Source organism: Gilliamella sp. B2824 (genome assembly GCF_026536245.1).
In the GTDB taxonomy this organism is placed as follows: Bacteria; Pseudomonadota; Gammaproteobacteria; order Enterobacterales; family Orbaceae; genus Gilliamella.
Map to the genome: position 1 here is coordinate 105,196 of NZ_JAFNON010000005.1, position 16,120 is coordinate 121,315.

Annotated in this window: 15 protein-coding genes and 1 CRISPR repeat array (1 of these 16 cut by a window edge); of the genes, 7 read left to right on the top strand and 8 right to left on the bottom strand. The window is 32.6% G+C overall.

The genetic code is table 11. The features are described from left to right. Positions 1-51: 51 nt before the first annotated feature. Positions 52-291 (bottom strand): zinc ribbon domain-containing protein, encoded by a 240-nt coding sequence (locus tag J3U56_RS06425; RefSeq protein ID WP_267334259.1) that lies wholly within the window; start codon positions 289-291, stop codon positions 52-54. Positions 292-687: 396 nt separating this feature from the next. Further along, positions 688-1,959, bottom strand: coding sequence for a glutamyl-tRNA reductase (gene hemA, locus J3U56_RS06430; RefSeq protein ID WP_267334258.1), 1,272 nt, complete (start codon positions 1,957-1,959; stop codon positions 688-690). Positions 1,960-2,120: 161 nt separating this feature from the next. Between hemA and lolB the strand changes: the two genes are divergently transcribed. Both lolB and ispE read left to right on the top strand, forming a co-directional pair. After that, positions 2,121-2,741, top strand: coding sequence for a lipoprotein insertase outer membrane protein LolB (gene lolB / locus J3U56_RS06435; protein ID WP_267334257.1), 621 nt, complete (start codon positions 2,121-2,123; stop codon positions 2,739-2,741). 9 nt (positions 2,742-2,750) lie between these two features. Then, positions 2,751-3,590, top strand: coding sequence for a 4-(cytidine 5'-diphospho)-2-C-methyl-D-erythritol kinase (gene ispE, locus J3U56_RS06440; RefSeq protein WP_416380304.1), 840 nt, complete (start codon positions 2,751-2,753; stop codon positions 3,588-3,590). Between the two features lie 104 nt (positions 3,591-3,694). On the opposite strand, the gene J3U56_RS06445 is transcribed toward ispE, so the two are convergent. The 4 genes from J3U56_RS06445 to J3U56_RS06460 all read right to left on the bottom strand — a co-directional run bounded on the left by J3U56_RS06445 (position 3,695) and on the right by J3U56_RS06460 (position 8,099). Next, positions 3,695-4,345, bottom strand: coding sequence for a DUF421 domain-containing protein (locus tag J3U56_RS06445; RefSeq protein ID WP_065634602.1), 651 nt, complete (start codon positions 4,343-4,345; stop codon positions 3,695-3,697). A 140-nt stretch (positions 4,346-4,485) separates the two neighbouring features. After that, a complete protein-coding gene (locus tag J3U56_RS06450; protein ID WP_267344071.1) occupies positions 4,486-5,253 on the bottom strand; it encodes a transporter substrate-binding domain-containing protein in 768 nt (255 codons plus the stop codon). A gap of 714 nt (positions 5,254-5,967) precedes the next feature. Then, positions 5,968-6,651: a response regulator transcription factor gene (locus J3U56_RS06455; RefSeq protein WP_267344070.1), complete on the bottom strand. Its 684-nt coding sequence runs from the start codon at positions 6,649-6,651 to the stop codon at positions 5,968-5,970. A gap of 2 nt (positions 6,652-6,653) precedes the next feature. After that, complete coding sequence (locus J3U56_RS06460) at positions 6,654-8,099, bottom strand: sensor histidine kinase (RefSeq protein ID WP_267367114.1); 1,446 nt, start codon at positions 8,097-8,099, stop codon at positions 6,654-6,656. A gap of 1,271 nt (positions 8,100-9,370) precedes the next feature. On the opposite strand from J3U56_RS06460, the gene apt reads away from it, so the two are divergent. From apt to J3U56_RS06480, 4 genes are all read left to right on the top strand, one after another. After that, positions 9,371-9,922 (top strand): adenine phosphoribosyltransferase, encoded by a 552-nt coding sequence (gene apt / locus J3U56_RS06465; RefSeq protein ID WP_267367115.1) that lies wholly within the window; start codon positions 9,371-9,373, stop codon positions 9,920-9,922. 337 nt (positions 9,923-10,259) lie between these two features. Further along, positions 10,260-10,493 (top strand): PTS glucose transporter subunit IIA, encoded by a 234-nt coding sequence (locus J3U56_RS06470; protein WP_267349035.1) that lies wholly within the window; start codon positions 10,260-10,262, stop codon positions 10,491-10,493. Between the two features lie 410 nt (positions 10,494-10,903). Then, positions 10,904-11,674 carry a dimethylargininase gene (gene ddaH / locus J3U56_RS06475; protein WP_267334252.1) on the top strand — a complete coding sequence of 257 codons (771 nt, stop codon included), beginning with the start codon at positions 10,904-10,906 and terminating at the stop codon, positions 11,672-11,674. Between the two features lie 51 nt (positions 11,675-11,725). Further along, a complete protein-coding gene (locus J3U56_RS06480; protein WP_267334251.1) occupies positions 11,726-13,126 on the top strand; it encodes a basic amino acid/polyamine antiporter in 1,401 nt (466 codons plus the stop codon). Positions 13,127-13,150: 24 nt separating this feature from the next. Here the strand turns inward: J3U56_RS06480 and J3U56_RS06485 are convergent, their stop codons facing one another. Together J3U56_RS06485 and nfi are read right to left on the bottom strand one after the other, a co-directional pair. Beyond that, positions 13,151-13,897, bottom strand: coding sequence for a tRNA1(Val) (adenine(37)-N6)-methyltransferase (locus J3U56_RS06485; protein ID WP_267334250.1), 747 nt, complete (start codon positions 13,895-13,897; stop codon positions 13,151-13,153). Then, complete coding sequence (gene nfi / locus J3U56_RS06490; protein WP_416379741.1) at positions 13,887-14,552, bottom strand: deoxyribonuclease V; 666 nt, start codon at positions 14,550-14,552, stop codon at positions 13,887-13,889. The genes J3U56_RS06485 and nfi overlap by 11 nt, the downstream gene beginning before the upstream one ends. A gap of 60 nt (positions 14,553-14,612) precedes the next feature. Between nfi and J3U56_RS06495 the strand changes: the two genes are divergently transcribed. After that, the gene (locus J3U56_RS06495) at positions 14,613-15,194 is read left to right on the top strand and encodes an IMPACT family protein (protein WP_267367116.1); all 582 of its coding nucleotides are present in this window, start codon (positions 14,613-14,615) and stop codon (positions 15,192-15,194) included. A gap of 602 nt (positions 15,195-15,796) precedes the next feature. Further along, a CRISPR array of direct repeats spans positions 15,797-16,120; the repeat unit is 28 nt; unit sequence TTTCTAAACTACCTACACGGCAGTGAAC; it runs 3 nt beyond the window's last position.

Below are 16,120 nucleotides of genomic sequence, written 5' to 3' on the forward strand. Positions count from 1 at the left end.
TCTGCAACAGTTATTCTTGCAAACTTTTTTAGTTGCCTAAAATTCCAACTATTACCGACGTTTCCATGCTGGAAGTTTTTTTAAGATTATATAAGCGGTTTGCTTAGCAACAGAATAATCTATATTGTGATTTTTTGCATAACGTAATGTGACTTCTTGCCATTTTTCGTCAAACGTTTTCATACTACCATCTTGATGTGCACAGTGTTTACAATAATTTTTAGACATATCGTGCAATGGATAATCACCAATAGTTGTCATTGGCATGCCACAAGCAATACACATTTTCATAGCAACATCTCGTTTGAATGATTAAAAAATTAAAAATTTTATTTTCAATACAATGTTGAAAATGCTACTCCGAGTTTAAGTCGATTACAAGACACCGTGAAGCAATAGACAATAAAAATAAAATTAAGTGATTTAATATAATAGTTAGGTCTTATTGTTAATAAAGATATAATTAGTTTAGGCAAAAAAACATATTTCCTATCTTAATCAATATGTTAGATATTAAAAATTATTTTTAACAAAATATAATTCAGCCATTACTAACTCTGTTAGCAATAGTTACTTTTTATTTGATCATCTCAATAAAATCATAAGAAAATTTAATTCAAAGTTTAGTCAGCAACGATAACCGAATTTGAAGATTGATGATATTTATCAATCAAGATCAGAAATTAATTAATGATCTTTCAAACCTAAACCTTTACTTAATACTTTAAAGCAATCATCACAATCATGTGTCGCTGCTTGTAACAAGGTTTGCGTTGGTGCATGAATAAGTTTATTCGTCAATTTATGCGAAAATTCAGCAAAGACTTCATCTATATTGGCACCTTGCTTAATGGCATTAAGTGCTTTATATTCTAATTCTTTCTTAATATGTTCGGCATTAGTACGATATTGCTTAACAAAATTAACAGCCTGCCTAGCTTTAAGCCAATCGATAAATTGTTCAGCTTGTTCTTGAATAATATATTGCGCCTGCTTGGCCGCAATTGAGCGCTGCTGTAAATTACTTTCAACCGTTTTTTGGAGATCATCAATGGTATAAAGATGAACATGATTAAGTTGATTAATCTCTTCTTCTACATCACGAGGAACAGCTAAGTCTATAAATAACATTTTGCGGTTATTTCTTGCTACCAATGTCCGCTCAACCATGCCTTTACCAATAATAGGTAAAGGGCTTGCCGTTGAACTGATTACAATATCAACATCTTTAAGTCGATTGGCAATATCTGGTAATGAAATAATTTCTGCATCAATTAGCGAGGCAAGTTTTAATGCTTTTTCACGGGTACGATTTGCAACAATAACATGATTAAAACCGTGCGGCTTTAAGTACCGAGAAATAAGCTCGATGGTCTCTCCTGCCCCAACTAACATCACATTTAATTGTGGAGTATCAGTAAAAAGGTTTCTAGCAATTAAACAAGCAGCATAAGCAACAGAAGCAGTATTAGCACCAATATTGGTTTCACTACGAACGGTTTTGGCAACATGAAAAATTTTTTGAAATAATTTTTCTAATGTTAATGACAAACAATGATTTTTTTGCGCCTGCATATACGCAGCTTTTACTTGTCCTAAAATTTGTGGCTCACCAATAATCATGGAATCGATGCCACTTGCAACCGACATCAAATGTTCAACCGCTTGTTGACCTTCATACCAATAAATGGCGTTTTGATACTGAGCAATATCAACATGATGAAATTGACCTAACCAAATCTCAACAGACTGTTTTAATTTTAGAAAATCAGTATCATGCTCGTAACTTAAATAGATTTCTGTGCGGTTACACGTAGACACAATAACACACCCTTCAACTAAAGGATGTTGATAAAGGCTATATAATGCTTTATCCACAATTTCATTGGGAAAAGCGATTTTTTCCCTTAATGAAAGTGGTGCAGTTTTATGGTTAACACCTAATATTGTAATTGACATTGCTTTGTTTCTATTATGAGTGATATAACGATATTATTAAGCGTTTTATTATTTTTATTATACATAAAAAAACAATAAAGGTTAATTACAGTTACTTTTTCTTATTCTAACGATTTTCAGTTATAATAAATTTATATTAGGCAATTTTAATGGGCTAATTCATGACTAAAATCAATTATCTATTTATTATCGTTTTATCTTTGTTTATGACTGCTTGCCAAGTCAGCCAACAACAAAACTCGACATCTATTGTAAACCAATGGCAAAATCATCAGCACGATCTTGAACAGATAAATACGTTTCAAGTTAATGGAAGTATTGCTCATTTCAGCAACAAAACCCGTAGTTATGGTCGCTTTTTAATTAACCAACAATCAGATGATCGTTTCGACATAAAATTGACCACACCTGTTGGAACTAGCATCTTGAGCCTAAAAGTAGAACCTAATTATGCACAACTTATTGATAAAGATGGTAATAACTATAATGGCAATAATATCGAAGATTTGATGAGTAAGGTGTCTAACGTTAATATTCCACTAAACTCCCTTCATAATTGGTTAAAAGGTTATTCTAATAATAGTTCTGCCGATAAATTAGATAAATCAGGCAGATTAACCGCGACTGAATTTATACAGAATAATAATAAATGGCAGTTAAAGATTGCGAGTTACTCAACGTATACTTTTAGAAATAAAAAAATTGATCTACCATCGTCAATTGAGCTAAATCATAATGATGAGCTTATTCGTTTAAAAATTAGTAACTGGATCTTACGATAGTAGGTAATCATAATGAAACAGTGGTTATCGCCTGCAAAGCTGAATTTATTTTTATATATAACGGGTCGCCGCCCAGATAATTACCATAATTTACAAACGTTGTTTCAATTTATTGATTTATGCGACAGCCTCACTTTTAACTTGCGTAAAGATAATAAAATTAATTTATTAACACCTTTTGATAACGTTCCTTATGATAAAAATTTAATCGTTATTGCTGCACAGTGTTTAAAAAACTATACTCAACGCCTCGATCTAGGCATTGATATTACCATCAACAAGAAAATACCTATGGGTGGGGGGCTTGGTGGCGCCTCATCAAATGCCGCCACAGTATTAGTTGCGCTCAATGAGTTATGGAAACTCGCTTTACCAACGGAAACATTAATTACTCTAGGACGAAAGCTTGGCGCAGATGTGCCTATTTTTATCTATGGGCACGCGGCATTTGCTGAGGGAATTGGTGACCAGCTACAATCTGTTGATTATCAAGAAAATTGGTATTTAATTACTTACCCCAATATTGAGATTTCGACAGTCGAAATCTTTAATGATCCCGGACTAAAACGTGATACTCCTGTTCGCACTATTGAGCAACTGCTTTCTCAACCATTCGAGGCGTTCAGCAACGATTGCGAAAATATTGTCGGTAAACGTTATCCTAAAGTACATCAAATTATTAGCTACCTATCGCAATTTGCGCCGACCAAACTGACAGGTACTGGAGCTTGTGTATTTAGCTTATGTCACTCGCAGCAGCAAGCGCAAGAAATACAATCAACACTTAATAAGTTTTCGGTAGAAAGTTTTATTACGCGATCGCTAAATACCTCACCGTTATATCAATAGTTATCTATAATTTTAGAAAAGCATCGGTTAAAAATACCTTAACTTTCACAATAAGGTTAAGGTTTATTCAAAAAAATTCGGTTTAAAAACACCATTGTTAATTTTTATTGCTTGACCGATTCAACGGGAATAATAAATAGATGTTTATCATAATATTCAACGCAATATAATCCTTCATAGCTGGTATAGCCTTGCTCGTTCAATTTGGCTTTTAACCAATCTTCATTTTTATCAATCGATTGTAACGCTTCATCATTTGGTTTTTCGTTTTCAAGAACAATAACAGATATATCCTTATCACCTTTTTTCACAATAGTTAGCTGACCATTAGGCTCAAGAATTGCTTTTTCAACAGCATTAATAGTAAAAATATTTTTCATCCTTAATAATACTGCAAAGCTAGCAAAATCAATATTTACACCAGCAAAAGCATCTAACTTAATTTTACCTTTATCCATTAATATAATTGGATTACCGACAATAAAAGCTTTTGCATTTTGACTTCTTTTCTTCAGATAATTAGAGGTATACATAATAGTTGTCCACATCAACAACACCACTAAAAAATCAAACACTGTTAATTTAGGATTATAAATAATACCACCTGCAATACCACCTAAAATCATATTACCGATAAAATCAATACTCGACATTTGAGATAACGAAGTTTTTCCGGTTATTTTTAAAAATAAAATTATACAAATAAAAACAACCAATAATTTAAATGCAATAACTAAAAAATCATGATAATTCATACTTGTATCACCCCTATAATGATATTGCCAAAATTACACAATCAATGAAAAAGTTATTCAGCTTAAAACAGAGTTTTAAAGCCGAATTTCACTTTATTTTTATAACCTTCGCTATCAACTGAAAGAAGTAAATTTAATGATCAATTAAGATGCGTAATGACACCCCATTTTATTGCAAGCTGTTCTTTATTTGAATTTGGTAACCAATTATTAATTTCATCCATTAATTTTTTATTATTCAACTGTACCATGTAAGCTTTATAACTTTCGGTACCTTCGAATGGCTTAACTGTCGCTAAACATAAGACATTAGGCTCTTTGTTTTCATAATAATGACCTTCGATCAGATCTGTCACCATCATATCAGCGGTTTTATCACGTAACGCTTGAAGATTATCAATATTATTTTTTACACGAATGATGTGTGCAGTATGAATATTTTGATTTACAAAGCTTTCATTGGTCCCACCAGGGTTAACGACAACTTTAACATTAGGTTGGTTAATGGCGTCTAAATTTGATAATTGAGGTGCCATATCACATGCGGCTAACGCAATCTTACCATTAGGAACGACTTGGTCAGATAGTAAAAATTTAGCTGCACGATCTTTGGTGTAGGTCACGCCACCCATTGCAACATCATACTTATCAGCAGCTAAATCTTGGGAAAGTGTGGGCCAGCTTGTAATATAAAATTCAGGTGTAACATTTAATTTTTTAGCTAAATCTTTTGCCATATCAATATCAAAACCAACCAACGAATTTTGATTATCATAGAAAGCAAGTGGTGCATAATCAGCAGGCACACCAATTCTAATTGTTTTTGAGCTGATGATTTCATCATAAGTACGAGCTTGAGTAAGTCCTGAGCAAAGCAATAATGCCATAATGGCAGTTAACTTTTTCATCTAATTATTCCTTTTAATAACCTGTTAGATCCAAATAAAAACATAAATAAGACAAATTAAATCAATTAATTTCATCTAAAAAGATTTAATTTCAATAGTTAATTTACTTCAACTTTACTATTAGATTGGATATTAAGCCATTTAGCAATCAATTTCTCACCTTGTAATAGTTTGTTTTTAGACTTTTGGATGAATAACTGTGAGTTTTTGATAGTCAGCTAGATTATTTTATGATTATTAAATTACATAAAGCAAAAGTTATGATCACCATAGATTTTTTTGAAAAACAATGCTAACTATCGATAATTGCTGTTTTTATAGCAATATAACAAACAAAAGAAGCAAAAATTGAGCTTATTGAAGTTTAAACAGCATAACTAGGACAAACTTAATGACTGCCCTATTTTCTTCTCAAAAAACATAGTTACCCTAAATGTAAAACATCCCTCTCCCCAAAAAAGATAACAAGTACATTGAAAAGAATGATTTAACATCCAACAGTAAAAATTTAAATGTCTACAATCTATTCAAACTAAAATATATAAGATAGATACAAAAAACATTATAGTCTGATTTCTTGAAGTTTATTTATGCCGCTCTATACCTGCAAGAACTAAAAATAGACAAAAATTGAATATAGAAAATTAGGAAGAATTCATAAAATAAATTCCCAAACATATTAGATCTATTGAATAGCACACAGGACCAACCCTTTTAATACCTATAACCAATACCATGAATTGTTTTAATCAAACAAGGGTTTAAAGGATTAATTTCAATTTGTTTGCGCAATTTTGAAATGTGTTGATCTATAGTTCGACTATTTGGCGAGTAATCATATCCCCAAACATAATCAAATAACGTGTCTCTAGTAACAACTTGATTTTTATGTTGATATAAGCATTCTAATATTCTGACTTCACGTAATGAAAGTTCGATAATCTGATCATTACGCTTAGCACATAATTCAATGGGATAGATTTTTAAATCCCCAAAAGGAAAAAAATCATTAACGAGTTGACTAGATTGCTTGGATTTCAAGCAACGTTTAACTATAGCTTTAATTCTAGCCCGTAATTCATGAACGCCAAATGGTTTACCCATATAATCATCTGCACCTAGTTCTAGGCCAATTACTCTATCAATCTCTTCATTTTTAACTGACAAAAATAAAATTGGAATATCTTCGTCAGATTTACGAATTTCACGGCAAACCGAATAACCATCAAGTTCTGGCATCATGATATCCAAAATAATAAAATCAGGCAGGCTTTGCCTGAATAATTTCAAAGCAATTTTACCATTGGCGGCTTCTATAACTTTATAGCCTTCTTGTTCTAAAATATCCGCAATTACCGTACGAATATTTTTATCATCTTCAGCAATTAAAATCTTCATGTTTACTCCGTCAAAATCAATGAGAAAGCAACACCTGGTTTTTGATTAGTTACTTCAATAGTTGCATTCAAATTATTTGCTAATTGCTTAGCAATTGTAAGTCCAATACCTGTGCCAGATAATCCTTCTGCAGATGATAAATTTATGCTGTAAAATGGTCTAAACATCTGCTCTAATAAATGATTAGGAATACCTTTACCATAATCACGAACAGTAACCATAATTTTATTTTTTTGTTTATTTAATACTAAATCAACTTTTTTACCATCCGATGCATATTTTTCAGCATTATTTAGAAAATTGCAGATTATATGCACAACACTATCTTCATCAGTATCAATAAAACACTCTTTTTTAGAGTTTATAATTAAATTGAATTGTAATGATTTACTGTCAAAAACTGGTTTAAATGTAGAATAAACTTGTCGAACAAGCTTTGTTATATTTACAGGCTTTATATTCAGTTTTATCATCTTATTAAAAGTCAAAACATTTTGAACTAACCGTGTTAACCGTTTGCTTTCACAAATAATAACATCTATATAATCAATTAGTTGACAGGGTTCATTACTTAATTTTTCTTTTAATATTTCGCTATATAGAATGATATTAGTTAAAGGAATCTTAAACTCGTGGGAAAGTTGATCTGCTAAATTTAGTTTTGGCTCAGCCCTACATAAAGTTTGAAAGTATTTTCGATAAAAATATATGATTGTAAGAATAAGTAATATAGTAAACAAAATAATCAAAAAAACAAAAAACGCATAAAAGTAAGTTAAAGATTTTGTTTCAAAATAATGGAGTACTTTCCAATATGGGGAAAGATAATCAAAATTAATTTTGATATTATTGTTATATAGTTTTTCTTTTGAATGGCTCTGCTTATCATAATTAAATAAAATAAAATGATTAGCTATTAATACTTTATCAGCAAAGAAAGGGGGAGCAATGTCTCTATTTATTGAATAAAATTCTGAACCTATTATGGTATTATCCTTAATTAACCAATAGATTATATGATTATAATCTTGGTACCAGCCAAACTTAGCTGGAAATAATTCTGATATGATACTGCGATTACTTAAAGTAGCTTTTTCATATTTGATTGGTTCTGTTAATTTAGTCCAATGTTTATGATTTGAAGTAATTAAACAGCTAATTTTATTTTTCTCAATTTTCAAGTAGTTTTGTATACTATTTTGAGTTTCCAGCAAACATTGAATATCATTTTTTTCATTTTTTAAATCCAAATTAAAACGATTAAAATACATCGAGTATTGACTAAAACAAGATTCAATCATAGTATTTATATTTTCAAAGCAAGCCTGCACTAGTTTTTGTCGGTTATTTGGGGTTATAACACCTTTATTTTCAGTACTCCACCAACTTAAATAGCTAATAGCAATAATAAATATAAAAATTGATAAAATTGCTGTTAATGTTTTCATAAATTAATTTTTATAATAGCAAACTGTTTAAATTAACATTGTTTTCATTGATGTTTTTACGATAAACGTCACACCACTTTCAATTCAAATTACCAAATAAAAAATAACTTCCACAGGTGTTCAACACCTAAAACTACTATGAAATTTTTAATCTTTTTAAGATACTCATAGAGTAATGGAGATTAAAGTTCAATTACTAAAGCTAAATTTATAAACCTATCACTTATTTGAATTAAGCAATACCGACATCAAACAAATTTGGGTTTAACCTTGTTTTTTTCTTGATAAAAATAACCATTAAAAGCTAAGCAACAACTTATTTTGATAATTAACCTTATAATTTTTCTGTGAAAAATTTGTGCAATTATCATCTTTTTGTTAATTAAACTGTCTAATTATTGTATTTAATTGCAAAAAATTGTAAAAAAGCCATTTACAAAAAATTATTGGAACATGTTTTTATTATTAACAATAATTTTAAATTTTAGTTATATTACTTTGAATATTTGTTAAAAAAATTACTGATAATTTGTAACATACATTTTGATATCATCAATACAAATAATGCATTTATACTGCTCATTATATTAATCAAATTACGAGAAGTTATGTCAAAATCAATGATAATATTGAAATCATTTCGTTAGATTTACATATCATTTTCGATTGTAGTCAATTTTTATTAAATTTGACACATTTTCAATTAGTTGATGATATAACTTGATAATCTAATTGTTACAACTAATTTAGATCTATGACAATGTATTGAACCACAAAGAAAAATAATAAATCACTCTTATAATAGCAAGCTATTAATAGATTCATCTATCATAGGTGATCATGACAAAAAAATAAATAGCTATAAGTGTTGTATAAATTATTTATAAAGAAAAAGAAAAAGAAAAATAGTGTTTAGTTTTTATTTATTAATTCGTAAGTTAATTTTACAAAAAAATATCACTCAATTATTTAACCAGTAAATTGCTTATATTTTTCAATATAATAAAATAAAATTAATTATAAAATAATTAGGATTATTACTTTAACTAAGTGTTTAAGTAGCAGTCAAATTAAATCAACTATTCGAATAAACTTTCAAAAAAACGTCTAACTTTACATAATATTTACTGAATTAAATATTGATAATTAGATACAACTAAAATGGTAGTTACTAAAGTGCTAAAGACTCATTGATTATTGCCAGCATTGAGCGCAAAGGTATATAATAGAAGATTAGCCATTGTTATAGAAAAATGTAGAGAACATCTAACATGACTCATATACAAGAAAAACTTCAACTGATTAAAAACAGTATTATCACTATTCCAGACTATCCTAAAAAAGGCATTTTATTTCGCGATATTACCAGTTTATTGGAAGATCCTATCGCGTTTAAGGCGTCTGTCGATCTATTAATTGATCATTATAAAGATAAAAAAATCGATAAAGTTGTGGGTACTGAAGCGCGAGGCTTTATCTTCGCAGCCCCCATTGCATTAGCTTTAGGTGTTGGTTTTGTGCCGGTTAGAAAACCAAATAAGCTACCGCGTCATGTATTTAAAGAAGAATATCAACTTGAATATGGTACCGATACGCTCGAAATTCATTCCGATGCGATCAAATCGGGAGAGCGCGTATTGATTATTGATGATCTGTTGGCTACGGGTGGCACAGTTGCAGCGACAGCAAAATTAATACAACGATGTGGTGGAATTGCGCAAGATGCCGCTTTTGTTATTAACTTACCTGATTTACAAGGCAAAACCAAATTAACTCAAGCTGGAATCAATTGTTTTACACTCATTGATTTTGAAGGAAAGTAATCCACCTTTATAGTAGGGCGAAACTTTCGCCCTATTGCACTTGTAGCGTCCCATCTTTTCATCAATGTTATCGTAGAAAATCAAAATAATTTTTTATCTATTGCACCTGCTCAAAAAAACACTTATCGATGCAACATTCTGGACTGGCTATCGATTCCAAAGGGATTATTATGCTATTGGAATAGATATCAAAAGCAATATCAATTGTTGAAAATAACCTTGTTATGCATAATAAATTAGTTAATACCCCCCCTACAGAACAAATACTCAATGAGATAGTTCAAAACATACCCTGTTACATTACAAACAATCAACCAATAAGACATCTATTTACCAATTGAGGGCAGTTGAATCAATTAACAAAGTGCCTGGCACTATCTTTTCTGAAAAAGTTGTTGATAAAAGTGTTGTCATCGAGCCACTTAAAGTCATCGTTTATGCGCCTTTTGGTGGTAGAGAATGTGAGCTATTTCATACCAAACACGCCATGAGTTTAACATCCAAATTAGGTATTAAATTACTGATTCATATTGGACAAGAAACAGTCGCACTGGAAGTGCAAATAGTTTAACACACTTATCAATACTGGCGACAAAATTAAAAAAGGCGATAACTTATTTAACACGATATCAATAGCTTAAAAAAGAAGAATATAATTAATTTGTTAACATCAATTGCGATAACCAACCGTAATAATTTTATGACAATTATAATACCCTTAGCCAACAATGATTAGCCATGATCGATTAATGATGCTATCAAAGCAAAGCTAAGCTAAGGATCACAAAACCAAGCACTCAAATAACAAAATTGTTACGTTTTATCATTAAAAAACCCGTCAAAGTCACAATCGTAAACTTCATTACTGACAAACAAATAAAATAATTGCATAAAAAATCACATTAATACTTGATTAAGCGCTTAATGTGAATTATTATTCAAAAATAAAGCATAATTATTAAAAAAGGAAATAAATAGAAAATGAAAAAATTTAGTCATATTATTGCCAGAACACCCGCTAAATCACTAATTAATGGGCTAACGTCAGCTAATTTAGGTAAACCCGATTATCAAAAAGCCTTAAATCAACATAATGATTACATTCGCGCTTTACAGCAATGCGATGTTGACATCACCATTCTTCCCGCTGATGAACGTTTTCCTGATTCTGTATTTGTTGAAGATGCCGTACTTTGTACGCCGCATTGTGCAATAATCACAAGACCGGGCGCTGAAAGTCGACGAGATGAAACAACTATCATTGCCGATACCATTGAACGTTTTTATCCAAATAAAGTCGAAGCCATTACAGCGCCGGGAACGGTTGAAGCTGGCGATATTATGATGGTTGGTGATCATTATTATATTGGTTTATCGGCGCGTACCAATCAAGCTGGTGCCGATCAAATGATTGCCATATTAAAAAAATATGGTATGACAGGATCGGTTGTCACTTTAGAAAAGGTTCTCCATTTAAAAACAGGCCTAGCCTATTTGGAAAATAATAATTTACTTGCAGCAGGCGAATTTATCACTAAGCCGGAATTTCAACACCTTAATATCATTGAGATCCCTGAACAAGAAAGTTATGCCGCTAACTGTATTTGGGTTAATGATCGCGTCATTATGCCAGCCGGTTATCCGATCACAAAAGCAAAAATCGAAGCATTAGGCTATCAAGTCATTGAAGTCGATACCTCTGAATATCGAAAGGTTGACGGTGGCGTCAGCTGTATGTCATTACGATTTTAATGTTGATGTATTAAATGACGCTATTTTTAACCCTTTAAAAAAGATAACAACATGAATACACCTACAAAAACAAAACTTGGTATTTTGCCACTAACCTTGTTAGTGGTAGGCAGTATTGTTGGCAGTGGTATTTTTAGTTTGCCGCAAAATATGGCCGAAGCATCGGGGGCTGGTTCGATTTTAATTGCTTGGGTAATAACCTTAATTGGCATGTTAATGCTAACACGAATCTTTCAATATTTGTCGATTCGATTTTACAAGATCAATGATGGATTATACGGTTATGTCCGTGAAGGTTTTGGTGATTATATCGGCTTTAATGCAGCATGGGGATATTGGATATCCGCCTGGATGTCTTGTGCCAGCTATTTAGTCATTTTATTCAGTGCATTAGGCTCGTTTGACTGTTTGCGTTTTTTTGGCAATGGTACCACATTGCCTGCTGTCATGGGTGGTTTGGTCTTTTTATGGATTGTCCATACTTTTATTTTAAAGGGAATTTATCGCGCATTTTTATTAAATTGTTTAGTCACATTGGCTAAAATTGTGCCCATTGGTTTGTTTATTATTTGCGTGATTCTTGCATTTAAAATCGATACCTTTAACACCAATTTTTGGGGAACACCACAATTAGGATCGGTCATCGATCAGGTCAAACATACCATGCTTTACACGGTATGGGTTTATTTAGGTATCGAAAGTGCGACGGTTTATGCGTCACGGGCAAAAACAATTTTAAGCATTAGCCGAGCAACCTTTTTCGGCTTTGCAATCACTAGCCTATTATTAGTATGTGTTTCGGTTTTATCGCTAGGAATCGTACCCCAACAAGAACTTGCCGAAATGAAAAATCCATCCATGGCTTGGGTGATCGAACGAGTGGTTGGCAGTTGGGGAGCGACATTTATAAATATTGGTTTAATTGTTTCGGTCAGTGGTGGGTTACTCTCTTGGTTATTACTTGCAGCCGAAATGCTATTTTTAACCGGACATGGTAACAGACACACTGTACCGAGTTATTTTGGTAAGATCAATAAAAACGGCACGCCTGTTAATGCATTGTGGCTAACTACCGCGCTAATTAGTGTTTTAATCATTCTTGCCCACTTCTATCAATCTGGCTATAACACCCTAATTCAACTCTCAACGTCAATGGTACTAATCCCCTACTTACTTTCGGCGCTATTTGTTTTTAAATTGGCGGTTAAACAACGAAAAACCGACTTAATTTTTATTGGTAGTATTGGTTCAATTTATGGATTTTGGTTGATTTATGCTGGAGGCATTGTTTACTTATTGCTCTCTATGATTTTATACAGTGTAGGTTTATTATTTTATCTCTATGCACGAAAACAACGATCACTCCCAGCTTTTAGTTTTTTACACGACAAAATCTATGCCTTAACTATTGTCATATTAGGGATGACTGCAATTCTATATTTTTATATGTAAAGCTATTAAACGAATTATCAAGCGTTATTTTCGAAACAGATAAAAATCGACCAATAAAGCTCGAAAATCATCGGAATAGCGCCCATCCTCATCTCGCATACAAAGATGCTGTTCCAAAACAGCATCACAAGGCTGAAAAGCAAAAGTCATTAATGACAAAGAAAAGGATTTGTTGGCAGAGTACTTAACTTTGAGTTCTTGCTGTAAATATAAATGATTAGACTTTGCTAATAACTTAAATTGATTGGATAAGTGATAAGGCAAAACCAAACAAAACCTACCCGTTATGCTTAATAACCGTTTTACAACATCAAGCAGCTGTTGATAGCTCAAACTTTCAGTATAGCGAGCCAGTTGCCTTTGGCGATCACGGCAATCAACGGCAGATTCAAAATAGGGAGGATTGGTAACAATCAGATCATAACAACCAGATGACTCTATTCTAAATTGATTTATATCTCCCTCAATGGCGTTAACCTTGCTAAAATCAGCAGAAAAGGCATTTTGCTGACACTGGTTTACAGCCTGTTTATCAATATCAATAGCATCAATCTGACAATCACGATTAATAAGGCGCGCGGCTAACATTAAAGCAATCACACCACAACCCGTGCCAATATCAAGTACCTGTTTAGGTGCATGTGTAATCGGTGCCCAGGCGCCTAATAAACAACTATCGGTTGTTACTTTCATTGGGCTTTTATCATGAGCGACAAAAAAATGTTTAAAGGTAAAACCACCTTTTTTGAGTGATAAATGATTATTTGGCATCAAGACTCTTTTTGAATAACGGTTTATTCGAAGCAATAGCATCAGCCCAACGCGTCGGTTCAGGCAAACGATAACCACGTAAACATAGATTAACCCATTTTAACGCACTATCTTGGCTAACACGATGACCAGATGAGATGAATAGTGGATTACAATTATTTTTACTTTGTAACACCCAACCAATTTGTTGTTGCTTATCAACTAATGGGGTAACTTGACCTGCTATTTTAGCGATCGGCGAAAATTGACCACATAGGCGTTTTTTTGCCACACCAATAGTTGGCATATCTAACAATAATCCTAAATGGCTGGCAATACCCAAACGCCTTGGATGCGCAACACCCTGACCATCGACCAACAAAAGATCCGGTTTATGCTTCACTTGCTGCCAAGCGCTAAGTAAAGCGGGATATTCACGAAACGATAAATAACCGGGAATATAAGGAAATTCAGTTTTTAAGCGTGCAATATGATACTCAACTACTTTAAAATCAGGATAAGTTAAAATGACAATAGCCGCTCGCGTGACATTACCATCATCTTCAAATCCAACATCGGTCCCCCCCACTAACTTTATTGCGGGATTAAAATCATCAACCATTTTTACCTGATTGGCTAAGCGTTGCTGGGATTGCTTTAATTGTGCTAAATTGATAGACATTTTTATTCTGCTGGGTATTATTATCGGCAATAAAGTGATTTTAACAGAATTAGTATGCCATATACATTAACAAATCCAGTTGAATTGACTGAAGAAATAAAAAAAAGCCGTTTTATCGTCAATGCTGCGCCCGTCATCACTGCCGATCAGGCAAGCCAATTTATTGAACAAGTTAGCGATATTAATGCTACACACAACTGCTGGGCATGGAAAATCGGTCAACACTACCGCTTTAATGACGATGGCGAACCCACCAGCACCGCAGGTCGCCCAATTCTATCAGCAATTGAAGGACAGGATTGTGATCAAGTCGTGGTAGTGGTTACGCGCTATTTTGGTGGCATAAAATTAGGTACAGGTGGATTAATTCGTGCTTACGGTGGCAGCGCCAGCCACTGCTTACAACAAGCCCAGTTGATCGAACTCATAACCCGTATTCCTCTGCAATTTCACTGCTACTATAACGAATGGCCGATTATTGAAAATCGCCTAAAAGAACTTGATGCCATTATCGAACATCAAGATTTTGACGCCGAAGGCGTAGAAGTTAGCTTAGCAATCACCCAAGATAAAATAACAACATTACAAAAAAATATCAGTGATATAACACGTGGTAGAGTGGTGATAGAGAAATAACATTCTGAAAATGTTATGTTACTATTTTTTATGATTTAGGACATTAATGGTTTGACGATGTTGAGGTTGATACTAAAATGCCCACTTTACTTCAACATCTAAGAAAGAATTGTTTCCATTTATTAAGAAATTCGTTTCTTTAATTCTTAATTTCTGGGGCGCTAATAATTGGCTGATTTTTCTTTTCAGTAAAAACGCCCGAATTGGGATATTTGTGCAAAATCCCCCGAAGCTACCTGTGTCATCTAGGATACTTACCTCTTCGAACCATCATCTGTTCAAATTTTTTCCATAAAAATTTGCGCCACAAAATGCTAGAAAGGGGGCTGCAACGTCCCTTGTTCTTCGCGTTGTGTAGTTTGCTGATTTGTTGCTAACAAAGTCGTGTTGCCAACCATCCCTATTTGGCATACACCGCGCGCGGTTGTCGGCACTTTATCATTGCGTAAATATTAACTTTAATAAACCCAACGGATTATTTATCCATTTTTATTTTTGTATTGGTGAGTGAAAATTTTAGATCTTTTAATAAGATTCTGTCATTTTAGGAACGCTATACAACAACGCACGCCTGTCATTGAATTTTTGAGTAAGCTTTTAGTCTGTTTAACTACCTACACGGCAGTGAACAATTTCATTAGTAATTCTCCACTCTTTCACCATTTCTAAACTACCTACACGGCAGTGAACTGAAAGATGTTTGTTTTTTTGCATTATCCACATTTCTAAACTACCTACACGGCAGTGAACAGCGTGAGAATTGATTTTAAATTAATAGGATATTTCTAAACTACCTACACGGCAGTGAACATTAACCATATATTAACTCCAATTTTTTTTCATTTCTAAACTACCTACACGGCAGTGAACGTATTTTAATAATGATTTTCTAACTTGTGAGTTTCTAAACTACCTACACGGCAGTG